The organism is Bacillus sp. IS1 (genome assembly GCF_032461585.1).
Lineage (GTDB): Bacteria > Bacillota > Bacilli > Bacillales > Bacillaceae > Bacillus > Bacillus velezensis.
This window is the reverse complement of the sequence record NZ_JAWCWR010000002.1, coordinates 825,364-849,765: the sequence shown is the minus strand read 5'-3', so window position 1 is coordinate 849,765 and position 24,402 is coordinate 825,364. Positions and strand designations below refer to the sequence as shown.

Here is a 24,402-nt window from a genome sequence, read left to right as displayed (position 1 = left end):
CAATCTTTTAATTGCCGCCTTTTTCGCCAGCGACTCCTTTTTCAAGTGCTTTCCATGAAAGGGTGGCACATTTAATCCGGGCCGGGAATTTCGAAACGCCTTGAAGGGCTTCAATATCCCCGAGATCTATTGAGTCGTCATACTCTTTCCCTTGCATCATGTCTGAGAAAATCTTAGACATGGAAAGGGCGGTATCAATATCTTTTCCTTTAATCGCCTGCGTCATCATGGAAGCTGAAGCCATGGAGATGGAGCAGCCTTCTCCTTCAAACTTCGCTTCCTGAACGGTATCGCCGTCAAGCTTCATTGTCAGTCTGATCCGGTCGCCGCAAGTCGGGTTGTTCATATCGACGACGATGCTGTCATCCAAAACCCCTTTGTTGCGCGGATTTTTGTAATGATCCATGATCACTTGTCTGTATAATGTATCTAAATTTGCATTAAAAGACATTTGTAAAGTACTCCTTTGTCTTTTGGAGGGCTTCCGCGAGCTTATCGATCTCTTCCTCTGTATTATACAGATAAAAACTCGCTCTCGCAGTAGCAGATACATCCAGCCATTTCATGAGCGGCTGGGCGCAATGATGGCCGGCTCTGACCGCAATGCCCTCAGCATCGAGGACAGTCGCGACATCATGAGGGTGAACCTCATCAAGATTAAATGTCACAAGTCCCGCCCGTTCTTTCGGACCGTATACCGTCACGCCGTCTAGCTGCTCGAAACGGTCAAGCGCATAGGCTGCAAGCTTATGCTCATGCCGGGAAATCTCGTCGAGTCCGATCTCTTCAAGAAAATCAATCGCGGCTCCCAATCCGATCGCGCCTGCGATAATCGGCGTGCCTGCTTCAAATTTCCACGGAAGCTCTTTCCAAGTTGATTCATAAAGCCCTACAAAGTCGATCATCTCGCCGCCAAATTCGGCCGGCTCCATATTCTCAAGCAGTTCTTTCTTGCCGTACAGCACGCCGATTCCCGTCGGGCCGCACATTTTATGGGAAGAAAGCGCGAAGAAGTCGCAATCCAAGTCCTGAACGTCGATTTTCATGTGCGGTGTGCTTTGCGCCCCGTCCACCACGATGACCGCGCCATTGTCATGAGCAATTTTGGCGATCTCTTTAATCGGGTTGATCGTGCCGAGCACGTTTGACACATGAGCGACTGCCACGATCTTCGTATGGCTTGTAACAGTCTGCCGGACGTCGTCCAACGATAGCGTGCCGTCTTCCTGCATCGGGATATATTTTAAAGTCGCGCCGGTTGCTTTGACAGCCTGCTGCCACGGAATGATATTCGCATGATGCTCCATTTGGGTGATGACCACTTCATCACCGGGTTTTAAGCTGGCGCGGGCATAGCTCAGCGCCACCATATTCAGTGAAGTTGTCGTGCCTTTTGTGAAAATGACCTCAGCCATTGACTTCGCATTGATAAACTTACGGACTTTTTCACGCGCACCTTCATAGCCGTCTGTCGCTCTCGTGCCAAGAGTATGAACGCCTCTGTGGACATTGGAGTTGTATTTGTTGTAATACTGATCCACTGCTTCAATGACAGCACGCGGCTTCTGGGAAGTCGCCGCGCTGTCAAGGTACACGAGGTCATGTCCGTTCACTTGCTGATGAAGGATCGGGAACTGTTCACGAATATCGGTGATATTCATTATTTTACTTTCCTTTCGATGACGGAGACGAGCTGTTTCTTAACTCCTTCAATCGGAAGCTCTTTTACCACCGGAGCAAGGAATCCGTAAATGACTAAGCGCTCCGCTTCTTCTTTCGGAATTCCGCGGCTCATTAAGTAGTAAAGCTGGATCGGGTCCACACGGCCGACAGATGCCGCATGTCCTGCAGTTACATCGTCTTCATCAATTAAAAGAATCGGGTTTGCATCTCCGCGTGCTTTTTCACTCAGCATCAGAACGCGGGATTCCTGTTCAGCGTTTGCTTTAGACGCGCCGTGCTCGATTTTGCCGATTCCGTTAAAGATGGAAGATGCGGCATCTTTCATGACTCCGTGCTTCAGGATATAGCCTTCAGAAGCCTTACCGAAGTGGATGATCTGCGTCGTAAAGTTTTCCGTCTGTTCTCCTCTTCCGACAACTACGGTTTTCGTATCGCCGTATGTGCCGTCTCCGTAGAGGTTTGTCGTGTTTTCAGAAATCGTGTCGCCGTCGTTCATCAGTCCGAGCGCCCACTCGATTTTGCTGTCGCGTCCGCGCGCGGCTCCGCGGCGGTTGACGTATGTTGTGACGCCTGCTGACAGGTTGTCAACGGCGCCGTACGTCACGCTGGCATTATCAGCTGTGACCACTTCACTGATAATGTTGAATACAGCTTCTTTCGGATTCACCGTGCTGATGTAGTTCTCAACGTAAGTGACGGAGCTGTGGTCTTCAGCGACGATCAGCACGTGGTTGAACAATGCCGTGTCATTGCTTTCATGAACGTAAACGGCCTGAACAGGCGTCTCCACCTGAACGTTTTTAGGAACATAAAGGAATGCCCCGCCGTTCATTAATGCTGCATGAAGCGCGGTCAGTTTATGCTCGTCGACCTTAACGCCGTCTTTCATGAAATACTTCTCAACGAGGTCGCTGTGCTCACGGGCAGCCGTTAAGATGTCCGTAAAGATGACGCCTTTGTCTTTCAGTTCTTTAGAAAGAGAAAGGAAAGCGGGCGTTTGGTCACGCTGCACATATAACGTTTTGTCTTCGTTTTCGATATCGATCAGCGCTTTTGCTTCATCAGCTAAATCTTCTAAAGAAGCAAGCGGCGCATTTTCTACTGTATGCTTGTTGAACTTTGTAAAGTTCCAATTTGTGATTTTTGTTTTATCAGGCTTAGGCAGCGGCAGATCTTCAGCTTTTTCAAGAGCCTGTAAGCGCAGGTTTTTCAGCCAGGCAGGTTCTTGATGCTTTTCGGAAAAGCCTTTGACATATTCCTGATCTACGGATAGTTTCGTTTCCAATGTCATGATTATCCCCCTAACGCTTACGCTTCTTGGCCTACAGTTTCGTCTTCAATGCCTAGTTCTTGTTTAATCCAGTCATAACCTTCCGCTTCAAGGCGCTGTGCAAGCTCCGCGCCGCCGGATTTCACTACGCGTCCCTGCATCATAACGTGAACGACATCAGGCGTGATGTAGTTCAGAAGGCGCTGGTAGTGAGTGATCATTAAGCAGCCGAAGTTTTCGCTGCGCATTCTGTTAATTCCTTTAGAAACGACTTTAAGCGCATCGATATCAAGACCTGAATCGATCTCGTCAAGAATGGCGATTTTCGGCTCGATCATCATAAGCTGAAGGATTTCGTTGCGTTTTTTCTCCCCGCCTGAGAAACCTTCGTTCAGGTAACGCTGCGCCATTTCAGGGTCCATTTCAAGGAACTCCATGTTTTCGTCCATTTTGCGGATGAATTTCATAAGAGAAATTTCATCGCCTTCTTCACGGCGGGCGTTAATCGCAGAGCGAAGGAAATCGGCATTTGTCACACCGCTGATTTCGCTTGGGTACTGCATCGCAAGGAAAAGACCCGCCTGAGCGCGCTCGTCCACTTCCATTTCCAGTACATCCTTGCCGTCAAGCGTGATGCTGCCTTTTGTAACTTCGTATTTCGGGTGTCCCATAATCGCTGCTGAGAGCGTGGATTTACCGGTACCGTTCGGCCCCATGACAGCGTGGAATTCGCCGCCTTTTATTTCAAGGTTTACACCTTTTAAGATCTCTTTTCCTTCGATTTCAACGTGAAGATCCTTGATCGTTAATGTTGAAGCAGCCATATCTATACCTCCAAAATATATAATCATTATTCTCAATTTATTCTCATTCTAATTTTATAACAAATGAAAAGTAAATACAACTTTTTATATTACCCGGAACATTCCTAAAGTTTATCAAAGATCAAGGCGTAATTAAAGCTGTTTGAAACAGAAAAAGGGCGGAAATCCACCCTTTTTTACTGACCGATTTTCTCATTAAGCTGCGCTGCGAGGAACTTGCTTTTTTGATATTCAAGCTCCCTCTGCCGTTCGACTTCCATCCTTTTTGAAAGACGCCGTCCGTATTCCTCGTAGCCGATGCCGTGTGACTTCTGCATCGCTTTTTCCATTTCAGGCGTATAGTCAAGGTCCAGTCTCTCGTGGCTGGTGCAGATAATGAATCAATCCCTTCATATATTTGTTTCTATTGTAACAATGATCCTCTGCTCCGGCCAAAGAGAGTGTGCCCCTGAATCCTTTCGAATGTGCCGAAAACCGGCGCTCGCTTTATCTGAAAAACGGTATTCACACGATTGCTCTTTCTAATGCGTCGTATGTCCGAATTCCTGAATGCACTGCTGCACGAGGGTCACTCCCTGACTGAGAGCCGCACCGCCCCCGAATGCCGCCGCGACGCCGATGACCTCAAGGATGTTTTCTTCTGTCGCCCCTTGGTCAAGGCAGCCCTTCGTATGATAAATCATGCAAAATTCATCTTGAGCGCTGATGCTGATGCCCAGAGCGATTAATTGTTTCTCTTTTTCAGTTAATGAATCCGCTGAGAAACACTGCTCAGTAAATTCATTAAACTTCCGCCCCATCATCGGCATTTTTTGCTCGAATATGCCTAAACCTTCTTTATATTGTTTCAATGCGTCATGCACGCTTTTCCCGTTATCCTGGTATTGGGCCACTGCCATTCCCTCCAATCGTTAACCTTCCTTTTTATTATGGACAGTTCTCCGATTAATACCCGAAAAAAACCCCGGATGATTCATCCGGGGTTTTCGCTTTATTCAGATACGGGAAGCACGGCTCCGTCGTATTTTTTCTCAATAAAGTCTTTGATTTTCTTAGAGTGAAGCACTTCCATAAGCGCTTTGATTTTCTCTGATTTTTCGTCACCTTTGCGTACGGCGATGATGTTTGCGTACGGGTTGTTTTTCGTTGATTCCACTTCAATCGCATCTTTTAACGGATTCAGTTTGTTTTGAATCGCATAGTTGACGTTAATGAAGACTGCATCGCCTTCTTCTTCATTATATGCTTTCGCTGTTAATTCAGGGGCGATTTTTTTGAATGTCAGGTTTTTCGGGTTTTTCGTAATGTTTTTCGTAGTGGCTTCAATCGTTTTTACCTTCGGATCAAGTGTGATCAGTCCGGCTTTTTCAAGCATCGCCAGCATACGGCCTTGTTCAGCGACATTGTTCGTCATGATGATGGTCGCGCCTTTAGGCAGGTCTTTCAGTGATTTGTATTTTTTCGTGTAAATTCCGAATGGCTCAAGGTGAACGGCTCCGGCATTCACGAGTTTGTAATCTTTATTTTCTTTCATTTCCTGTTCAAGGTAAGGAACGTGCTGGAAGAAGTTCGCATCCACTTCATTATCAGCTAACGCTTTGTTGTACATTTTGTAATCGTTCAGCACTTTTACTTTTAATGTGTAGCCTTTTTCCTTCAAGAGCGGTTCCGCTTCTTTTAAGATTTCAGCATGCGGTGTTTTTGTCGCGGCGACGACGATTTCCTTTTTATTTGAGCCGTTTGATCCGCAGGCGGCCAAAACTCCCGCGAACACAAGCAGCAGCGCACTTAATACAATCTTTTTCAATGTAAATCCTCCCTTACCTTTTGTCTATTATATTTGTAATTACATCACCGATAATCTGAATGATAAAGACGATGATGAGTATAAATACTGTCGCTACAAACGTTACATCCGTATTATTGGACTGGTAGCCTTCTACATATGCAAGGTTTCCGAGTCCGCCTGAACCGATGGCGCCGGCAATGGCGGTAGATCCGATCAGGGCGATGGCCGTAACGGTGATGCCTGAAATTAACGCAGGCATTGATTCAGGAATCAGCACTTTGAAGATAATCGTCGATGTCTTTGCTCCCATTGATCTGGCAGCTTCAATGACTCCTTTATCGACTTCCCGCAGCGCAATTTCCGCAAGACGGGCGTAAAACGGCGCGGAGCCGATAATCAGCGCCGGCAATGCGGCGTTCGGTCCTAAAATCGATCCGACCAAAATCTTAGTAAAGCCTAGAAGCAGAATAATTAAAATAAGAAACGGAATAGACCTGAAAATATTAACGACCGCCGCAATCACGGTGTTAATGATTTTATTTTCCCATAAGCTTCCCTTGCCCGTTAAAAAGAGCAGAAGACCGAGAATCGCTCCGATGACAAATGAAAAAACTAATGCGATGACCGTCATATAAAGGGTCTCGTATGTGGCCGTCCACAGCTCGGTTATATCAACGTTCGGGAACCATTTTTCAAACATTTGTGATCACCTCTGCTTCTACCTGTTTGTCTTTGATGAACCGGATCACGTTTTCTACTTCTTTTTCCTGACCGTCAATATGAATGAATAAAGAACCGTAGGCTCCGTCCTTCGTCTGTGAAATCTTCCCCTGCAGAATATTGACGTCCACATCAAAGTTTCGGATCATTTCCGTAATGAGGGGCTGCTCGGCGGCCTGCCCGACAAATGAAAGCTGAATCGTTTTTCCTGTCGCTGTTTCCTGCAGAAAATGCTGGATGGTTTCTTTCGTCTCCTCCGGTTCTGTCACCTGCTGAACGAAACGCTTGGTCATCGGTTCGCGCGGGTTTCTGAAAACTTGGAGTACTTCGCCTTCTTCAACGACTTTCCCGTTTTCCATGACGGCGACTCTGTTGCAGATTTTTCGGATGACGTGCATTTCATGGGTAATGAGCACGATCGTCAGACCGAGTCTGTCATTTATATCGGATAAAAGATCCAAAATTGAATCGGTCGTCTGCGGATCGAGCGCTGATGTCGCTTCATCGCACAGAAGGACTTTCGGATTATTGGCGAGCGCCCGGGCGATGCCGACACGCTGCTTTTGACCGCCGCTCAGCTGCGACGGATAAGATTTTTCTTTCCCCTCTAATCCGACCAGTTTAATCAATTCATCGGCGCGGCGGACCCGTTCGCTTTTTTTCACGCCGGCGATTTCCAGCGGGAACATAATGTTCTCCCGGACGGTGCGTGACCACAGAAGGTTAAAATGCTGGAAGATCATGCTGATTTCCTGGCGCGCTTTTCTCAGCCCGCGGCTGCTTACTTTATTTAATTCCGTCCCCGCGACTTCCACGGTTCCCGACGTCGGCTTTTCAAGGCCGTTCAGGAGACGGATTAAGGAACTTTTACCAGCTCCGCTATATCCTATAATTCCAAATATTTCGCCCTTTTTGATATCAAGAGTGACATCTTGGACAGCATTGACATCCCCATGCTTCGCTTTGTAAATTTTTGAAACATTTTGAAGATGGATCAAAGCAATCACCCGCCTTACACTATTCTAAGAAATCTTCCGGGTTTCTCCGCAAAAGAAAAGCCTTTCTGCAAAAATGAGCAGAAAGGCTTATTGAAAAAGGCCTTTCTCTCATCTTTCAAAGCAGACCGCTTCGAGTGAATTGGCACCATTTCAACATCGTTGATGGTTGCCGGGCTTCATAGGGCACTTCCCTCCACCTCTCTTGATAAGAGAAAACATATCGTATTTTCGTCCGGAAATTCTTACTGTAGAATAGCACGGCGAATGATAAAAAGTCAATAAAATAAATATTGGAAGCTATTGTCACATAGTAGATTGGCAGTTTAAGGCCGTTTACTGATCGCCTGAAAAAATCCGTTTGTCAGCCAGAGGATGGCCTCCAGCTTCAGCAGAGCTCTGAATGATCCTTTTACTTTGAGTTTTCCGCTTTGGATAAGCTTTTGCAAAGAGACATCACCATGAAGGAGATGGATGATTTCCGTCTGGTTTCCGTAGAAGGTCAAATTAGATTTTTCCTTTGAAACCGACGTTTTTCTCATTTCTCCCTGTCCGTTAATTGAGACCGTTAAGGCTTCTGTTTCTCCTTGGAATGTAATCAGCAGAGTTGAGGCGTTTAATAGCGGTTTCAAAAACAGATGCTGTCCGTCATTCTCTGAAACTTCTATTTTCTCCACTCGTATAACCTCCCGTTTTAATGGCCATACATACACTTTCTCTTTTTAACGGACAGAACCCTTTATAAACCGCACGACATTTTCCTGTAAATATTGTCACATCGGGAATGTTTGCGATGTTTTTTGTTTAATCAGCTCATATAAATAGGAAACGGAGCGGAAGGCGTATCCTTTCTCAACAAGCTCTCCGCCTTTAAACAGCAAAAAGCACGGAACGCTTTCAATCTGATAGGCTTTGGCGAATGCGGGGGAATAATTCACGTTGTTTTTATAGAAGGCGGCGCCGGGCAGCATTTCTTCAACGACAGTAAGCATTTTGGACGCCAGCTGGCATGTGCCGCAAAACGGGGTGTACAAATACAGGAGATAAACGTCATCCTGAATCGATTCGAGTTCATTTTCTTGGAGTTCTTTCATGATTACCACCTCAGGTCGTTCTTTTTCAAAAATACAGTGTCAGCATCAAAGCCGGCTCTGATCAGCACAGATGCGAGATGATGGCCCGGACACGACTCGACTTGCCTGTATGCTCTGTCTATATAAATATGGCGCGCTTCGGGAAGCTCCCGTTTCAGCTGTTTTCTTAATTTTTCTCCGGAGTCATCTGCGTCCGTTAAAATATAGACGTCTCTGTCAAACAGGCGGTCCGCCAAATCTTCCAGTTCGGTTTGGCCGATCGTTCCGTTAGTACAGACGATTTCCGCGGGTTCGATGAGCACTTCCCTAACTTTGATTTTATCAGATTTTCCTTCTACGATAATGACCTTTTCATCTCCGTTGTACATAAGCGCGTCACCTGCCGATTGTTTTAGCGTCAGATTGAAAAAGAAGGCAGTGAAATTCACCGCCAACTGTTAACACCAGCCATTCTCATAATCGCAATCGACATATTTCGGATCGCTGCCGTTTATGACATCGGCTGTTTTATAAAATTTTTGATTTTCAAATGAAAAGCCCTGTTTGAGCTCGTACTGGTCCATGCCTGTCATCTCGCCGATGGCTTCATTTTCATGAAACAAGGAAAACCGGCCGTTTTGAAAGCGGCCCGTAACGTTCTCCGTCACATCGACCTTTTGTTTATCAAAAGCCATTTTAGACACCTCCCGTTACAGATAGAATGTCCAAATGGCCCCTTTGCTATCCGATCAGTCTTCCTGTGTCATTTCGTCATATTGCTCGGAAGTCATGAGGTTTTCGATTTCTTCAGCATCAGCCGGTTCCACGACGATCATCCACGCTTTTTCATACGGAGACTCGTTTACGAATTCAGGACTGTCATCAAGGTCTTCGTTCACTTCCGTCACCGTTCCGTTAATCGGTGCGTACAGTTCGGATACGGTTTTGACGGATTCCACGCTGCCGAATGGCTCGTCCGCTTTAATTTCGGCGCCGACTTCCGGAAGCTCGACAAAGACGATGTCGCCAAGTTCGGCTTGCGCGAAATGTGTAATCCCGATGCGGGCTTTTCCGTCCTCAACTTTGACCCATTCGTGCTCTTTGGAATAACGCATATCTTTCGGTGTGCTCATCTAAATCCCTCCATTTTTTTCTTATAATAAGAAGATACCATAATTCTTTGAACCTGGCATTACATCCAATATTTTTCGAATTGGTCTTCTTTAAAGCCGACAGTGACTTTTTCGCCGTCTGTCGTAATCGGGCGTTTCAGGAGCATACCGTCTGATGCCAGGAGTTCAAGCTGTTCATCCTCTGACATGTGGTACAGTTTTTCCTTTAAGTTCAGCTCGCGGTATTTCATTCCGCTCGTGTTGAAAAACTTTTTGAGCTCAAGACCGCTCTTTTCATAGAGGTCTTTAATTTCTTCTTTCGACGGAGTTTCCTCCGCGATATGTATTTCGTTTATTTCCTTACCGCGGTCTTCCAGCCATTTTTTCGCATTACGGCACGTTCCGCATTTAGGGTACCAGTAAAAATTTAACGACATCTTCTTCACCCCTTGTAAATGATCGTCGTTATTTTAACACAATCACTTGTAAAAACCTATAACGTTGCTTCATGAAAAAGCGCCCCTGATGAAGGAGCGCTTTCAGCATGTGATCAGACCGTATATTTTTCTTCACGGAAGACGGCGGCTGCCGCTTCACGTTTTTTCTGAATGAGGTTTTTCGGCGTCAGGCGCGTCAGTTTGCGCAGCACGGAAAGCATCATGCGGAGGGAATCTCCTTCCTCCATGGCGATCAGTGATTCTTTGGCGTGCGCTTCAATGTTCTGAAGGGCTTCCTGGGCAAAGATTTCCGTATATAACAGCTTCTGCGCGGCTTTTTCGGCACCGTCCGCCGCAATTGCTTTTTCCGTTCTGAGGACGGCAGATTCCAAAGCGTACAGCGCGCTGACAATATCGGCAATGTTCACCATGATTTCCTGCTCGCCTTCGATCTCTTTGCCGTATTTCTGCGCCGCGAGACCCGCTGTCAAGAGGGCGATCTTTTTCGCCTGTCTGACAATGTATTTTTCCTGTTCAAGAGGTTCTGAGCCCGGCTCTTCAGGCATCAGCATCATGAGTTCTTCTTGGAGCGCTTTTGCTTTTTCAAAGAGCGGCAGCTGACCTTTTACGGCTTTTTTCAGGAACGTGCTCGTTACGATCAGGCGGTTGATTTCATTTGTGCCTTCAAAAATTCTGTTGATTCTTGAGTCGCGATAGGCGCGCTCCACTTCATATTCCTGCATAAATCCGTAACCGCCGTGAATTTGAACGCCTTCATCGGCAATGTAATCAAGCGTTTCAGAACCGCACATTTTGTTGAGCGAGCATTCAATCGCGTACTCGGCGATTGACTTCGCGACTTCGCGTCCGTCTTTTTGCTCCTCTTCCGTCAGTCTGCTCATATTATCTTCGAATAAGCCCACTGTTCTGTATACAGAGCTCTCCATGGCGTAAAGCCGAGCTGACATCGTCGCAAGCTTTTCCTGAGTGAGCGTGAAGCTTGAGATCGGCGTTTTAAATTGCCGGCGCTGGTTTGCATAAGAGGCAGACAGCTCAATCACCCGTTTTGAAGCGCCGATTGTGCCGACGGCAAGCTTGTAGCGCCCGATATTCAGAATATTAAAAGCGATGACATGGCCTTTTCCGATTTCGCCGAGAAGGTTTTCTTTCGGGACTTCCGCCTGATCTAAAATCAGCGTTCTTGTCGATGAACCCTTAATCCCCATTTTTTTCTCTTCCGGGCCCGTTGACACGCCCGGATAGTTCTTTTCTACGATAAATGCGGAAAATTTATCTCCGTCCACTTTAGCGTAGACGACAAAGACATCTGCAAAGGCGGAGTTTGTAATCCATTGCTTTTCTCCGTTAAGAATATAGTGTGTGCCTGCTTCATTCAAAACAGCTGTCGTTTTCGCGCCGAGGGCATCTGAACCTGAACCGGGCTCAGTTAAGGCGTATGCCGCGATTCTTTGTCCTGAAGCCAAGTCCGGCAAATAGGTTTTTTTCTGTTCTTCCGTTCCGAAGAACACGATCGGCAATGAGCCGATCCCGACGTGAGCGCCGTAAGACAGCGAAAAGCTGCCGGCACGTGAAAACTTTTCCGTAATGAAGGCTGAACTGATTTTATCCAGGCCGATGCCGCCGTACTCTTCAGGCACGTCTGCTCCGAGGAGGCCGAGATCTCCGGCTTTTCTCAGCAGTCTGACCGAATGCTCGAACTGATGGTTTTCAATTTCATCAATATAAGGAAGCACATCGTTTACGACGTAGTCTTCTGTCGTTTTGCCGATCATTTTATGTTCGTCTGTAAAGTCCTCCGGAGTGAATATTTGATCATATCCCGTCTCTTCAATCAGAAAGCTGCCGCCTTTTTTGACGTTGACCGTTTCCTGTTTCATGCTTCGTTTCCCCCTTGTTTTAAATGAGCTCAAATACGCCGGCAGCGCCCATGCCGCCTCCGATGCACATCGTCACCACGCCGAATTGCTCGTTTCTCCGTTTCATTTCATGAATGAGTGACAGGGTCAGCTTCGTTCCCGTGCATCCGAGCGGATGTCCGAGCGCGATGGCGCCTCCGTTGACGTTCACCTTTTCTTCATCTATCCCAAGCGATCTGATGACTTGAATGGCCTGTGAAGCAAAGGCCTCATTCAATTCAAAAAGTCCGATATCCTGTAATTCGAGTCCGGCAAGCTTGAGCGCCCGCGGAATGGCTTCAATCGGACCGATCCCCATTACCTCAGGCGGAACGCCGCCTACGGCAAAGGAACGGAATTTGACAAGCGGCGCCAACCCGAGCGACGATGCTTTTTCGCGATCCATCAGCATGACAGCCGCCGCACCGTCACTTGTTTGTGAAGAGTTCCCGGCCGTCACGGTTCCCGTTTTAGAAAAAGCCGGACGGAGCTTCGCCAAGACGTCAGCCGATGTGCCGGGACGAACGCCTTCATCTTGTGAAAAGGTAAATTGTTTTTTCCGCGGCTTATGGTCATCACCGACTTCTGTCAGCGATACTTCAACCGGCACGATTTCGTCATTGAATTTGCCTTCTTTAAGGGCTTTTGCGGCATTCTGATGGCTGCGGACGGCAAATGCATCCTGGTCTTCTCTGGATATGCCGTACGTTTCGGCGACCTGCTCCGCTGTGTGCCCCATGCTCATGTAATACTCAGGCGCATGCTCCGCCAAAGCGATATTCGGCCGTGTCACATGCCCCATCATCGGAACTTGCGACATGGATTCCGCACCGCCCGCAATGACGGTGTCACCCGCGCCGATCATGATTTTTTCAGCACCGTAAGCGATGGATTGGAGCCCGGAAGAGCAGTAGCGGTTCACCGTAATGGCCGGCACCGTATGAGGAAGCCCCGCCAGTGCACCGATATTCCGCGCCATATTTAATCCTTGTTCGGCTTCAGGTGTTGCACAGCCGATAATTAAGTCATCGATGTTTCCTTCATAGCCGCCTGCCCGTTTCAGCGTTTCTTTTACACAAAGCGCGCCTAAATCATCAGGACGAACGGCTGCAAGCGATCCTTTTTTCGCTTTACCGACCGGGGTTCTCGCACCGGCCACAATGACTGCTTCTCTCATAAACACCCTCCTAGTTCCGTAAAGGTTTGCCTTTGACAAGCATATGCTGCATTCTCGCTTGAGATTTCGCCTCGCCAGCGAGGCTTAAAAAGGCTTCTCTTTCAATCTCGAGTAAATATTCTTCTGAAACCTCCGTGCCGAACGGGACTCTTCCGCCGGCAATAACATGGGCCAGCTTCTTCGCAATCTTCATATCGTGATCGGATAAATAACCCGACCGTCTCATTTGGTCTGCTCCGAGCAGTAATGCCGCACAGCCGGTTTCTCCGGTGACTTTCACTTTTTTGCGGGCAGGCGGGCGGTATCCGCTGTCATATAAGGAAGCAGCCAGCTGTTTCGCATCGTGCAGCAGGTGATCCTGATTCATGCTGATACGGTCTGCCGCGGACAAAATCTTCATATCACGGGCTTCGTGTGCCGAACCGGACACTTTGGCAAGCGCGATTGTTTCAAAGGTTTTGATGGCCGCGTCCATCAGTTCACTTCCGCCGTCCAAATAATTCATGTACAGCTCTTTGTTTCCTCCGCCGCCCGGAATAAGGCCGACGCCGGTTTCAACAAGACCCATATACGATTCGCTCGCCGCCTGAACGCGTGCCGCCGGGAGACAGACTTCCGTGCCGCCGCCGAGTGTCATCCCGAATGGCGCCGCGACAACGGGTTTAGCGCTGTATTTGATGTTCAGCATCGTCTGCTGAAAACGGCGGATGACAAAATCGACTTCCATGAAGTTATCATCCTGAGCTTCCATCAAAATCATCGCAAGGTTTGCCCCCGCGCAGAAATGTCTGCCTTGGTTTCCGATGACAAGTCCTTTATAATTCCGCTCGGTTTCCTCAAGCGCATTGTCAATCATCTGAATAATGTCTAAGCCGATCGCGTTGCTTTTCGTATGAAATTCCAGCAGCGCGACATCATCGCCGAGATCAATCAGACTTGCGCCGCTGTTTTTAGTGATAACGCCTTTTGTTTCTTTTAACGTTTGCAGGCTGATCCGTTTCGGATTTTCTTTCACAGCCCTGTATTGGCCGTCTGAATAGTAAAATGGTGTTCCGTTTTCCTTCATATAAAATGTTTCATGGCCCTGATCAAGCATATCTTTCACCCAGCCGGGGATTTCTGCGCCTTCTTCTTCAAGCCGCTCCGCTGATTTTCTGACGCCGATGGCATCCCACATCTCAAACGGGCCGAGCTCCCATCCGAAGCCCCATTTCATGGCGTCGTCAATCGCTTTGATATCATCAGCGATCTCACCTAAAAGCCGGGCTGAGTATAAGAGTGTTTGCGATGTAATATTCCAAAGCAGGCGTCCGGCGCGGTCATCAGAGTATATAAGCGCTTTCATTTTGCCTTTGGCACCCTTTGCCTGTTTGGCGGCTTCTAACGCGGGCGTCTTCATTTTCGAGCGCTCACCGTATGTCATGGTCAGCGGATCAAGTTCATATATTGTTTTACCTTCTTTTTTGTAAAAACCTTGGCCTGATTTGCTGCCCAGCCAATTGTTTTTCAGCATGTCATTCATAAATTCAGGCAGCTTAAACATGTCTTTTTCAGCGCCGTCGGCTTTATCATACACATTTTTTGCCACATGAGCGAAAGTATCAAGCCCCACAACGTCAAGGGTTCTGAAGGTCGCGCTTTTCGGTCTGCCGATCAAAGGCCCGGTCACCGTGTCCACCTCGCCGATGCGGCAGCCGGAAGAAAGCATTTCTCTTACCGTGACCAGCAGGCCGTACGTACCGATGCGGTTGGCGATAAAATTAGGCGTATCTTTCGCGATGACGACACCCTTCCCGAGCGTGTTTTCTGCAAATGAAGTCATAAACTCCAGCACGTCAGGATCTGTTTCCTGAATCGGAATGATTTCCAGAAGCTTTAAGTAGCGGGCCGGATTAAAGAAATGGGTTCCTAAGAAATGAGCTTTAAAATCGGCAGATCGGCCTTCCGCCATTTTTGTGACGGAGATACCGGACGTATTGCTCGACACGATGCTTCCCGGTTTCCGGTATTCATCAACGAGTGAGAAAATCTGTTTTTTTACGTCAAGATTTTCGACGACGACTTCAATAATCCAATCAGCATCCTTCAATTGAGCTGCGTCATCTTCCAAATTCCCCGCCGTTATATAGTCGAGATTGGCAGCCGAAGTCAGCGGCGCCGGTTTTTGCTTCAGCAGCTTTTGCATGGCCGATCGGCTCAGCCTGCTGCGGACCTCCGGGCTTTCTAATGTCAGCCCTTTTTTCATCTCATCCTTTGTCAGCTCGTTTGGCACAATATCAAGCAGCAGGACGGGAATTCCGATGTTAGCCAAGTGCGCGGCAATTCCGGACCCCATGACGCCTGATCCGAGAACGGCTGCTTTCTTTATAAACTTGTGCATGAGTCATCCCCCTTGAACTTTGAATGAATAGTCATTCATTTTTTCGGCAAAAAAAATGAAACCCTTTTCTTCTTTCATCTTAAAAGATTTTCAGGATGACTTCAATAGCAAATATGGAATTTTTTTAAATTTTTCGGCTTCCGCATGTTCCATGGCGCGGGCGGGAAACTTAAACCCGGAGGTGAAGGGAATGGTGCGAGGGAGAAAAGATCCGTCTTCTGCCGCAGTGAGCGCGGCCAGCATGAAAGGAAATGCGGGACCGAAGCAAAAATACGGCGGCGGCAAACGGACGAGCCAAAATCAGCAATATAAAAAAGACAACATGGAATAACATGCTGCGGCTGCTTTTTGGAGCAGCCGTTATTTTTTGAAGATCCCTTTCAGCACAAACGCCGCGTTTGCCGGGCGCTCGGCAATTCTTCTCATCAGGTACCCGTACCAATCGGTTCCGTACGGGACATACACCCTCATCCTGTATCCTTCTTCGGCAAGCTCCTTCTGGCGCTCCGTTCTGATGCCGTACAGCATTTGGAATTCAAACTGCTCCCGGGGAATTTGATGTTCACTGATGAGTGTTTTCGTATAAGAAATGATGTCATCATCATGAGTCGCCACCGCCGTTTCATGGCCGCTCAAAAGCTGCAGCTTAATCAGCTGCTGAAAATGAAGATCGGTTGCTTTTTTATCAGGGAATGCAACGGCCGCCGATTCTTTATAAGCGCCTTTTACAAGCCTGAGCCGCGGCTTGTATGGCATCAGACCGCTGATGTCTTCAGCTGCCCGGTACAAATAAGCCTGAATGACGGTACCGAGCATCGGAAAATCCGGCTTGCACCGCTTATACAGCTCAAGTGTACGGCCGCATCTTGAATAGTCCTCCATATCAATCGTTACAGGCACACCGCGTTCTTTTGCCTCCGTCAATATGTCTCTGACATGCTGTTCCGCGAGTTTCTCGGAAATATCCAGACCGATGGAAGTTAATTTCAGCGACAGCTCACAATCCAGTTGATTCTCGGCAATCGCCCTGATTGCTTTTTTACATTCTTCCGCCGTCCTTTTCGCATCCTTCTCTGAACCCGCATATTCACCTAGATAATCAATCGAAGCCGACAGCCCTTTTTGGTTCAGCCGCTTTACCGTTTTCACAGCTTCTGTGAGTGTTTCCCCTGCAACGAACCTTCCCGCGCCGAAGCGGATTCCGTAAGCCTGGGCGAATTTTGTAAGCATTTTATTTTTCGACAAAAATAAACATATGCTCCGCAGCAAGGATGAACTCCCTCCTTTTTCTTTTATTCGTGTATGAAATCCCGATCGCAGAGAAAGCTAAAAAGAACAGAATTGAAGGAGGCGTTTATATGAACAACCAAGAGCAGCACGGAAACTTGCCGCCTGCCGTCATCTCAACGAAAGACCATTTGTATCTTGAGGACATGCTGAACTGGAATCTGCTTGCCATGAAAAAAGCGCATTTTATGGCGGAACACTGTCAGAATCAGACGTTAAAACAAGAGCTTGATCAGATCGGCCGGATGCATCAGAAGCATTATCAGCACATATTGGACCGCTTGAACCCTGATCAAGGCGGACAGACAACAACAGGCTATATGCAATAGGAGGACAATACATGGAACAGCAAAATCAAAAAATCACGAATCCGCAAACGCCCGTGCCCAATACGGCGCAAATGAATGACAGAGACTTGGTGAATGAGCTGCTGACGACGGAAAAATACATCACGGCTTCATATTGCACAGCCCTGCACGAGTTCAGCCACGAGTCTCTTTATCAAGATATTCAGGCGATTTTCGATGAGTCACAAAAAGCGCAAAGAAGATTATACGATGTGATGTTTCAAAATGGCTGGTATTCCATTGAAGCAGCCGATACCCAAAAGCTTCAGCAATCGTATCAGAAGTTCCGGCAGACCATTCAGCAGCAGTCTCCCTACCAGCAGTAAAACGAAGAAGGATTTGATGTTTTCGACAAGCATCAATCCTTTTTTTATTTTTGCACAAAAAGATTGACTTATCATTAATCCTTATTTATATTTAACTAATGTTAATTATTTTCTCAAGGAACAAGATGAGGAGGAGTTATGAAAAACGCGGATCAATATGTGTCTGACATCCAGAAATCTCTTCAGACGCTGCTGCAAAACATACAGCCTGAAATGGTGGAAAGCATGGCAAAACACGAGGTGACGCCTGCCCAATTATTTGTTTTAGCCAGCCTGAAAAAACACGGGAGCTGCAAAGTTTCCGAAATTGCGGAACGCATGGAGGTAAAACCGAGCGCAGTGACGCTGATGGCCGACCGCCTCGAGCAAAAAGGACTTATCGTCCGCAAACATAACCAGCAGGACAGACGCGTCATCGACATCAGCCTCACCAAAAAAGGCGAAACAAAATTCGAAGATGTTGTGGAAGGACGGAAAGCGATACTGGCGCGAAACCTATCCGTTCTGACTGACGATGAACTGATTCAGTCCGTGAACATCATCCGCAAAGTAGCGGAAGCCGCCGAGAAATACGCGGCTGATCAAAAAGAAAACGAATAGAATAGAGGAGCTGCCGAAACATGAGCATTGAAAAGAAAGATCCAAAACGCACATTATTAATAACCGGCTTAATCATCGCCATGTTTTTCTCAGCCCTTGACGGCACCATCGTAGGAACGGCGATTCCTAAAATCGTGGGTGACCTCGGGGGATTAAGCATGATGACGTGGCTGACCACGGCATATCTTTTAACTTCGACGACGATCGTTCCGATTGCGGGGAAACTTGCAGATTTATTGGGGCGCCGCGTCGTCTATGTGTCAGGTTTACTGATTTTTATGGGAGCTTCCGCACTGTGCGGAATGGCCAGCAACATGACGGAACTGATTATTTTCCGCGGACTTCAGGGAATCGGCGGCGGTGTCATGATGCCGATGGCTATGATCGTCATCGGGGATTTGTTCACAGGGAAACAGCGTGCCAAGTTCCAAGGGCTTTTCGGGGCGATTTACGGGCTTGCTTCCGTGATCGGCCCGCAAATCGGGGGCTGGATTGTTGACTCATTAAATTGGAAATGGGTTTTCTATATCAACCTGCCTGTCGGAATTTTAGCCGTCATCTTTATCGCAAGAGGACTTCAAGGCAGAAAACAGACTGGACCGATTAACTTTGACATCGCCGGCATTTTCACAATGATCGTCGGAATCGTCAGCCTTCTCCTCGCACTCAGCTTCGGAGGAAAGGATTACGCATGGGGCTCTTGGCAGATTCTCGGTCTCTTTGCGCTTGCGCTTGCCGGGATTGTCGGCTTCATTTTCGCTGAAATCAAAGCAAAAGAGCCGATTCTGCCGATGTACCTGTTTAAAAACAGAACGTTTACCGTACTGAATCTGATCGGCTTTTTCATGAGTATCGGCATGTTCGGCGCCGTTACGTTCGTTCCTTTCTTTATGCAGGGAATTATCGGAGTCAGCGCCACCGCGTCCGGCACGATTATGACGCCGATGATGGTATCTATGATTATCACAAGTATTATCGGAGGCCAGTTGGTTTATAAGATCGGTATTAAACCGCAAATCATGATCGGCATGCTGATCATGGCCGTCGGCTTCTTCTTATTAACGACATTGCAGCTGGATACAAGCAAGCTCGCGGCGACGTGCTATATGGCCGTGATCGGTCTGGGAATGGGGCTCGTCATGCCGCTTCTCACACTCGCTCTGCAAGAAACGTTTTCAAAAGAAGAGCTGGGTGTTGTGACCTCTTCAAGCCAATTTTTCCGGATGATCGGGGGAACGTTCGGCATTACGGTGCTCGGCGCTGTCATGAATGCCAGATCAGGAAGCCTTTTAACCGACAGACTGGTGCCTTACTTAGACTCACTCCCGAAACAGGCAAGTGCCTTTGCCGCCCAGTTTAAAGGTATGATTGACAAGAATCCTGAAGGGCTGCTTCAATCCTTGTTCAGCCAGGAATCGATTAAGCAAATCCCGGCCGCATTTTCTTCCCATATCGTGCCGGTTTTGAAAACGTCACTGATGGATTCGCTTCACAGCGTGTTTTTCACAGGCCTGGCCTTTATCGCTGCCGGATTGATCCTCACGCTGTTTGTTAAATCAATTAAACTGACAAACAAAAAGACAGGCAAACAAGAAGAAAAGGCGAAAGCCGTTTAACAAAGAAAAATCCCGCGGATGCCGCGGGATTTTTTTATATCATCTGGGAATGGCCAGTCTTCCGCCTCATTGGAATTGGGGGAAAAATTCAAAAAAATAATGATGAAACCCTTTAATAAACCTTAAACATTTCATAGTTATCTTTATAGTACGACATAATAAAGTCACGAAAATTTCTTACCGAAGAAGATAACAGCTTATGTCTTAACCAAGATAAGCCGACTGGATATGAAGCAGAGTGATCAGTCACTTTTATAAAATTCAGCCCCAATGTTCTGCAAACTGAAATAGGAAGCAACGCCACACCTTGATCCAGCTTTATAATCTCGACCAGTAAATGAGAATCCGCCTCAAATGCAATATTTGGGGTGAAACCGGCTTTCTCACAAAGCGAGGCTGTAAAACCGCTGTACTCTTCATTATTAGCAAGGGTAATAAATGGTTCATCGGCGGCAAGACGTAAAGAAATTTCTGTTTTACCCGTAAATCGGTGGTTTGAGGGCAAAGCCAGAACAATATCTTCATTTACCAGCACACAACTCTCTATCTCTTCATCTTGAATCGGATGACCTGTTATTCCTAAATCAATGTCCCCTTTTTTTAAACTTGTTATGATCTCGCTTTTAACTCCGATTGCTTGGAGAATTTTTGATTGAGGGGAGCGGTTGATATATTCACTCATCAGTCCTGCAAGGAATCTTGGATTGGAAATAGATATTCTGATGGTGTCAGACATTTGATGTTCCTCCAATTGAATTTCCGTTTGTGCATTTTCAATCTCAGTAAAAATCCTGTTTACATGTTTTAAAAGAATTTTCCCTGCTGAACTCAGCTTAATATTTCTGCCTTTTCTCTCAAACAAGGTTGTTCCCAGTTCATTCTCAAGTCTTTTTATAGTGAGACTTAAAGAAGGCTGGGCAATCTTTAATTGTTCTGCTGCTTTAGAAATATGTTCAGTATAGGCAACTGTCTGAAAGTATTTTAGCTGCAGCAATTCCATCTGTCTGCACCCCTCTCATTTATTTCAATAAATATATATATACCTTATTATGTATTAGATTAAATGTAAATGCGGATGTAAGATAATAGCATAGTTAAAGAAAAGGAAAGGGTGTCATTCAATGAAAATTGATGTGAAAGATATAGCAAAAAATTTAAATACGCCACTAACGGCTCCTGCTTATCCTATCCCAACCTATAAATTTGTTAACCGGGAATATCTTAATATTATTTACCGAACGGATGAAAAAGCTTTACGTGCGGCAGTGCCGGAACCTCTTGAAATTACTGAACCTTTAGTGAAATTCGAAGTGATGTGGATGCCCGATGTTTCCGGACTTGGTGCCTATACAGAGGCGGGACAAGTCATCCCTGTCAGCTTTAATGGTGAAGAAGGGGATTATGTACATTCTATGTATGTAGACAATTTCCCGGCTATTGCAAGCGGACGGGAACTTACTGCATATCCAAAGAAATTGGGTGCCCCTAAGCTGTATATAGACTCTGATACTCTTGTTGGCACACTGGATTATGGCAGTCTTCGTGTGGCAGCTGCGACTATGGGATATAAACATTTCGAAATGGACAAGGAAAAAGCGAAAAGGGAAATTTGCCGACCTAATTTTATGGTGAAGATTGCTACTGATTACAATGGTGATTTAAGGGTTTGTGATTTGGTGCGAACGCAAATAACGAATATAGAAGTTAAAGGTGCCTGGACTGGACCGGCGCGGCTTCAATTATTTGAACATGCTCTGGCACCGCTTGCAGATTTGCCTGTACTAGAAGTTGTTTCAGCATCTCATATTATTACGGATTTAACCTTAAATGCAGCACAGCCGGTTTATAACTACTTAGAGGAAAAATAAGGAGACGTTTACAATGAGAATTGCAGTTTTAGGAGCAGGTTCTTTAGGAACCATTGTTGGAGCATATCTGTCTGCTGGCGGAATGGATGTCGAATTGATTGATTCATACAAAGAACATGTAGATACTTTAAATCAAATAGGTGCTAAAGTAGTTGGTACAACGGAATTTCAAGCAAAGGTGAAAGCCATTACCCCTGAAAACAAGTCAGGCAAGTATGATTTCATATTACTTCTGACGAAACAATTATATAATGACTCCATTCTTAAGGAGTTACTGCCTTTTTTAAAGGATGACAGTGTAGTATGTTCCTTGCAAAACGGTATACCTGAACAGAAAGTCGCTTCGATCGTTGGTGATGAACGTGTTATTGCAGGTTCTGTTGAATTTGGTGCTACGTTTATTGAACCGGGTGTATCCAGACTTACAACTGAGTATACTCAATTTAAAGAGTACGCTTTTCAAATTGGAGAATTACATGGTGAAACAACAGAAAGAATCCAGCGTATTAAATCGGTTTTAGACCTTATCGGCGGAACACATATTTCCGATAATTTAGTTGGAACGAAGTGGTCAAAATTACTTATCAATAATGCATTCAGTGGTTTATCGGCAGCATTAAACGGAGAATACGGAGACATTCTTGACCATGAAATCGGCATTGTTAGTGCAGTCCATATCGCAGATGAGACGATTAAGGTTGGACACGCCAATGGTGTCAAATTTGCGAAAATGGGCGGCCTTGATTTAGAATCTTTGGAATTAAGAAGTGAAAATGATATTCCTGAACGTATCCAAACATTTAGGTCAGCCATGGAACCATCTAGGCTGCTAAGAGCAAGTATGCTCCAGGATCTTGAGAAAAAACGCAAAACTGAAATTGATTATATTAATGGAGTTATTCTCAAAATGGCAGAAGGTACTGGCATTTCAACACCTTTTCATGATTTGGTTGTAGCACAAGTCAAATGTGCCGAGGAATCTCAAACAGTGCCCAATTTTGATACAAATATAAAAGCATTTGAAGAGTTATTACGTATCCGAAAGGAAATGTGATATATAGGAAAGAGAGAAAGGGATTGCTGCGGCGGTCCTTTTTTCTTGGTTCAGCAAGCGGAAGAAATATACGTTAACAAACGGGTGCGTTACATTAAAGTTCTTCGCTATGAATTGAACGGCGCCTTTATTGATTCCTTTTCAGAAAAAAAAAGCTTCCGGCACCTCTCTTTGATGCCGAAAGCTTTTTTATTGTTTTTTTCTGTGTGCTTCATTGAGCTGTTTAATGTGCTGTATCGCAGCTTTGATGCCCTCTTTGGCGTCCGGGTAGGATTGATTCCAATGTTTGACGAGCGGAGGCATGCTTTTTGCGATATGTGTATACAAAATCCACTGCCTGACTTCTTCCTTTACATCCGGGTTTGTTTCGCCAAGCAATAGTTCCGTGTATTTTTCAAGCAGGCCGTCCAGCTGCTGCTGCAGTTTCTCTTCCATACCGTTCCCTTCCCTTTTTCATGATTATGACAATCGGGCGGTGAGGGCCGCTTCCTGCACGATACATCTGCCGCGTCCGTGCGGAATGCAAAGCGGCGTGCCGAACAGCGGGTCTTGCGTTACCTGGCAGTTCATCGCAAAGACCTGCTGTACAAGGTCGCAAGTGATGACTTCTTCGGGACGGCCCTCTGCGTAAATCTGTTTATCCTTAATGGCGACCAGATAATGGGCATAACGGCATGCCAGATTGAGGTCGTGCAGCACCATGACGATTGTGCGTTTTTCTTTTTCATTTAATTCAAACAGCAAATCAAGAATTTCAATTTGATGCGTCATGTCGAGATAAGTTGTCGGCTCGTCAAGCAGAATGATATCCGTATCCTGAGCGAGTGTCATCGCAATCCATGCGCGCTGGCGCTGTCCGCCTGACAAGGAATCCACAGGACGGTCGGCCATTTCCTCAAGCTTCGTCGCTTTAAGCGCTTTTGCGACTGCGTCTTCGTCCTCTTTGGACCATTGCTTCAGCCAGCTTTGATAAGGGTATCTTCCCTGCTTCACAAGCTGATGCACCGTCAGGCCTTCGGGAGCTGACGGACTCTGCGGCAAAATAGCGAGCTCTCTTGCCACTTCCTTCGTCGGAAGCTTAGCGATGGCTTTTCCTTCTAAAAGCACAGAACCGCCCCTCGGTTTCATAAGCCGGGCCAATGAACGTAAAAGCGTCGATTTTCCGCAGCCGTTGCTTCCGATCAATACAGTTATTTCGCCTTTTGGAATCGCGACATCCAATTCGTCAATGATAACAGTTTCTCCGTACCCTAAGCTCAGCGTCTCTGTAGAAATTGCACTCATACCGCTAACCGCTCCTTTTTTGAGTTTCCCAACACTATGTATATAAACAAATTGCCTAAACATTCAACGTGAGATCATGATTATATTGTAACAGAAATTAATGACTCTGAATATCATTATCAATTAGTTTTGGGCAAAAAAGCAGCGGACGGCGGTTATTTTTTTATTTCTGTCATTTCTCCGTCGTTCTTTTTCAGTTTCAGATAAAAATGGTCATAGCGGCTGTCCAAATTAAAAGCCGAGAGCACCTGCCGGACGACCTCGCTTTCCTGCATCCGGCTGTTTACGGCAAGTTCTCCGAGGATCATCTTCATTTCATCAAGCGCTTCCTCGCCCTCTCTGTGAACCCCTGAGAGCTTGTCCCGGATGTCCGCCTTTTCATGACCGCTTTTTCTCTCATACAAACCTTCATAGCGGTTATGCTCTCCGGGTCCGTAGCTGACGCGCAGAGCAAAGCTGCTGTAAGGAACCGGCTTCGCGGATGACACGGGTGTGCTGTCTTGTTCCGCTTCCCGTTTTTCTTCATTCAATCGGCAGCCGGCAATCAGCATCAGCGTAAGACATAAAACGCCCGCCGTCCTGAACCATTTCATGCGATTCACTCCCATTCCATTCCGATCGTTTTTAGGTATTTCCAAGGGAGG

29 protein-coding genes, 1 pseudogene and 1 riboswitch are annotated in these 24,402 nt (G+C 46.5%); of the genes and pseudogenes, 7 read left to right on the top strand and 23 right to left on the bottom strand.

All coding sequences use genetic code 11. The annotated features are described in order from the left end of the window. Positions 1–7 precede the first annotated feature (7 nt). From sufU to RUW00_RS12255, 18 genes are all read right to left on the bottom strand, one after another. On the bottom strand, positions 8–451 hold the full coding sequence (gene sufU, locus RUW00_RS12340; RefSeq protein ID WP_003151877.1) for a Fe-S cluster assembly sulfur transfer protein SufU: 444 nt from the start codon (positions 449–451) through the stop codon (positions 8–10). After that, a complete protein-coding gene (sufS, locus tag RUW00_RS12335) occupies positions 441–1,661 on the bottom strand; it encodes a cysteine desulfurase SufS (protein ID WP_014418823.1) in 1,221 nt (406 codons plus the stop codon). The genes sufU and sufS overlap by 11 nt, the downstream gene beginning before the upstream one ends. After that, complete coding sequence (gene sufD / locus RUW00_RS12330; protein WP_014418824.1) at positions 1,661–2,974, bottom strand: Fe-S cluster assembly protein SufD; 1,314 nt, start codon at positions 2,972–2,974, stop codon at positions 1,661–1,663. Before sufD ends, sufS begins: the two co-directional genes overlap by 1 nt. 17 nt (positions 2,975–2,991) lie before the next feature. Further along, positions 2,992–3,777, bottom strand: coding sequence for a Fe-S cluster assembly ATPase SufC (sufC, locus tag RUW00_RS12325; protein WP_003327022.1), 786 nt, complete (start codon positions 3,775–3,777; stop codon positions 2,992–2,994). Positions 3,778–3,953: 176 nt separating this feature from the next. Continuing rightward, positions 3,954–4,106, bottom strand: coding sequence for a YuzK family famiily protein (locus RUW00_RS12320; protein ID WP_003151857.1), 153 nt, complete (start codon positions 4,104–4,106; stop codon positions 3,954–3,956). Between the two features lie 192 nt (positions 4,107–4,298). After that, the gene (locus tag RUW00_RS12315; RefSeq protein WP_029973602.1) at positions 4,299–4,676 is read right to left on the bottom strand and encodes a carboxymuconolactone decarboxylase family protein; all 378 of its coding nucleotides are present in this window, start codon (positions 4,674–4,676) and stop codon (positions 4,299–4,301) included. A gap of 92 nt (positions 4,677–4,768) precedes the next feature. After that, on the bottom strand, positions 4,769–5,584 hold the full coding sequence (gene metQ / locus RUW00_RS12310; protein WP_014418825.1) for a methionine ABC transporter substrate-binding lipoprotein MetQ: 816 nt from the start codon (positions 5,582–5,584) through the stop codon (positions 4,769–4,771). 13 nt (positions 5,585–5,597) lie between these two features. Then, positions 5,598–6,266 carry a methionine ABC transporter permease gene (locus RUW00_RS12305; RefSeq protein ID WP_012118383.1) on the bottom strand — a complete coding sequence of 223 codons (669 nt, stop codon included), beginning with the start codon at positions 6,264–6,266 and terminating at the stop codon, positions 5,598–5,600. Then, positions 6,259–7,284 carry a methionine ABC transporter ATP-binding protein MetN gene (gene metN, locus RUW00_RS12300; protein WP_003151850.1) on the bottom strand — a complete coding sequence of 342 codons (1,026 nt, stop codon included), beginning with the start codon at positions 7,282–7,284 and terminating at the stop codon, positions 6,259–6,261. Before metN ends, RUW00_RS12305 begins: the two co-directional genes overlap by 8 nt. Before the next feature lie 105 nt (positions 7,285–7,389). After that, a riboswitch (SAM riboswitch) is annotated at positions 7,390–7,496 on the bottom strand. A 111-nt stretch (positions 7,497–7,607) separates the two neighbouring features. Continuing rightward, positions 7,608–7,958: an SCP2 sterol-binding domain-containing protein gene (locus tag RUW00_RS12295; RefSeq protein WP_007410085.1), complete on the bottom strand. Its 351-nt coding sequence runs from the start codon at positions 7,956–7,958 to the stop codon at positions 7,608–7,610. A 96-nt stretch (positions 7,959–8,054) separates the two neighbouring features. Continuing rightward, on the bottom strand, positions 8,055–8,375 hold the full coding sequence (locus tag RUW00_RS12290; protein ID WP_003151847.1) for a thioredoxin family protein: 321 nt from the start codon (positions 8,373–8,375) through the stop codon (positions 8,055–8,057). Between the two features lie 2 nt (positions 8,376–8,377). Then, positions 8,378–8,743 carry a toprim domain-containing protein gene (locus RUW00_RS12285; RefSeq protein WP_280144607.1) on the bottom strand — a complete coding sequence of 122 codons (366 nt, stop codon included), beginning with the start codon at positions 8,741–8,743 and terminating at the stop codon, positions 8,378–8,380. 69 nt (positions 8,744–8,812) lie between these two features. Then, the gene (locus RUW00_RS12280; RefSeq protein ID WP_003151845.1) at positions 8,813–9,049 is read right to left on the bottom strand and encodes a YusG family protein; all 237 of its coding nucleotides are present in this window, start codon (positions 9,047–9,049) and stop codon (positions 8,813–8,815) included. A gap of 54 nt (positions 9,050–9,103) precedes the next feature. Further along, positions 9,104–9,487 carry a glycine cleavage system protein GcvH gene (gcvH, locus tag RUW00_RS12275; RefSeq protein WP_003151844.1) on the bottom strand — a complete coding sequence of 128 codons (384 nt, stop codon included), beginning with the start codon at positions 9,485–9,487 and terminating at the stop codon, positions 9,104–9,106. A gap of 59 nt (positions 9,488–9,546) precedes the next feature. After that, positions 9,547–9,903, bottom strand: a complete 357-nt coding sequence (locus RUW00_RS12270; protein WP_003151843.1) for an arsenate reductase family protein — start codon at positions 9,901–9,903, stop codon at positions 9,547–9,549. A gap of 113 nt (positions 9,904–10,016) precedes the next feature. Next, positions 10,017–11,801, bottom strand: a complete 1,785-nt coding sequence (locus RUW00_RS12265) for an acyl-CoA dehydrogenase family protein (protein ID WP_017418961.1) — start codon at positions 11,799–11,801, stop codon at positions 10,017–10,019. 19 nt (positions 11,802–11,820) lie between these two features. After that, positions 11,821–12,996 carry an acetyl-CoA C-acetyltransferase gene (locus RUW00_RS12260; protein ID WP_280144608.1) on the bottom strand — a complete coding sequence of 392 codons (1,176 nt, stop codon included), beginning with the start codon at positions 12,994–12,996 and terminating at the stop codon, positions 11,821–11,823. Between the two features lie 10 nt (positions 12,997–13,006). Continuing rightward, the gene (locus RUW00_RS12255) at positions 13,007–15,376 is read right to left on the bottom strand and encodes a 3-hydroxyacyl-CoA dehydrogenase/enoyl-CoA hydratase family protein (protein ID WP_280144609.1); all 2,370 of its coding nucleotides are present in this window, start codon (positions 15,374–15,376) and stop codon (positions 13,007–13,009) included. A 190-nt stretch (positions 15,377–15,566) separates the two neighbouring features. Between RUW00_RS12255 and RUW00_RS12250 the strand changes: the two genes are divergently transcribed. Further along, on the top strand, positions 15,567–15,707 hold the full coding sequence (locus tag RUW00_RS12250; protein ID WP_003151836.1) for a YuzL family protein: 141 nt from the start codon (positions 15,567–15,569) through the stop codon (positions 15,705–15,707). A 29-nt stretch (positions 15,708–15,736) separates the two neighbouring features. Here RUW00_RS12250 and RUW00_RS12245 read toward each other — a convergent pair whose 3' ends face one another. Further along, positions 15,737–16,645, bottom strand: coding sequence for a proline dehydrogenase family protein (locus RUW00_RS12245; RefSeq protein ID WP_144664277.1), 909 nt, complete (start codon positions 16,643–16,645; stop codon positions 15,737–15,739). A gap of 89 nt (positions 16,646–16,734) precedes the next feature. Here RUW00_RS12245 and RUW00_RS12240 point away from each other — a divergent pair, with 89 nt between their 5' ends. The 4 genes from RUW00_RS12240 (at position 16,735) to RUW00_RS12225 (ending at position 19,552) form a co-directional block, all read left to right on the top strand. After that, entirely contained in the window at positions 16,735–16,992 is a 258-nt protein-coding gene (locus RUW00_RS12240) for a hypothetical protein (RefSeq protein ID WP_061862549.1), read from the top strand. Positions 16,993–17,003: 11 nt separating this feature from the next. Beyond that, entirely contained in the window at positions 17,004–17,336 is a 333-nt protein-coding gene (locus tag RUW00_RS12235) for a spore coat protein (protein ID WP_003151830.1), read from the top strand. Positions 17,337–17,474: 138 nt separating this feature from the next. Further along, on the top strand, positions 17,475–17,936 hold the full coding sequence (locus tag RUW00_RS12230; protein ID WP_003151828.1) for a MarR family winged helix-turn-helix transcriptional regulator: 462 nt from the start codon (positions 17,475–17,477) through the stop codon (positions 17,934–17,936). Between the two features lie 20 nt (positions 17,937–17,956). After that, positions 17,957–19,552, top strand: coding sequence for an MDR family MFS transporter (locus RUW00_RS12225; RefSeq protein ID WP_007410079.1), 1,596 nt, complete (start codon positions 17,957–17,959; stop codon positions 19,550–19,552). Positions 19,553–19,664: 112 nt separating this feature from the next. Here the strand turns inward: RUW00_RS12225 and RUW00_RS12220 are convergent, their stop codons facing one another. Next, a complete protein-coding gene (locus RUW00_RS12220; RefSeq protein ID WP_163094188.1) occupies positions 19,665–20,552 on the bottom strand; it encodes a LysR family transcriptional regulator in 888 nt (295 codons plus the stop codon). A 121-nt stretch (positions 20,553–20,673) separates the two neighbouring features. Between RUW00_RS12220 and RUW00_RS12215 the strand changes: the two genes are divergently transcribed. Together RUW00_RS12215 and RUW00_RS12210 are read left to right on the top strand one after the other, a co-directional pair. Then, entirely contained in the window at positions 20,674–21,420 is a 747-nt protein-coding gene (locus tag RUW00_RS12215; protein ID WP_014418833.1) for an acetoacetate decarboxylase, read from the top strand. A gap of 13 nt (positions 21,421–21,433) precedes the next feature. Next, the gene (locus tag RUW00_RS12210) at positions 21,434–22,474 is read left to right on the top strand and encodes a ketopantoate reductase family protein (protein WP_280144610.1); all 1,041 of its coding nucleotides are present in this window, start codon (positions 21,434–21,436) and stop codon (positions 22,472–22,474) included. Positions 22,475–22,663: 189 nt separating this feature from the next. On the opposite strand, the pseudogene RUW00_RS12205 reads toward RUW00_RS12210, so the two are convergent. From RUW00_RS12205 to RUW00_RS12195, 3 genes and pseudogenes are all read right to left on the bottom strand, one after another. After that, positions 22,664–22,931, bottom strand: a pseudogene (locus RUW00_RS12205) (YusU family protein). 2 nt (positions 22,932–22,933) lie between these two features. Continuing rightward, positions 22,934–23,758, bottom strand: a complete 825-nt coding sequence (locus RUW00_RS12200; protein WP_280144611.1) for an ABC transporter ATP-binding protein — start codon at positions 23,756–23,758, stop codon at positions 22,934–22,936. Between the two features lie 155 nt (positions 23,759–23,913). Next, positions 23,914–24,351 (bottom strand): YusW family protein, encoded by a 438-nt coding sequence (locus RUW00_RS12195; RefSeq protein ID WP_280144612.1) that lies wholly within the window; start codon positions 24,349–24,351, stop codon positions 23,914–23,916. Positions 24,352–24,402 lie beyond the last annotated feature (51 nt).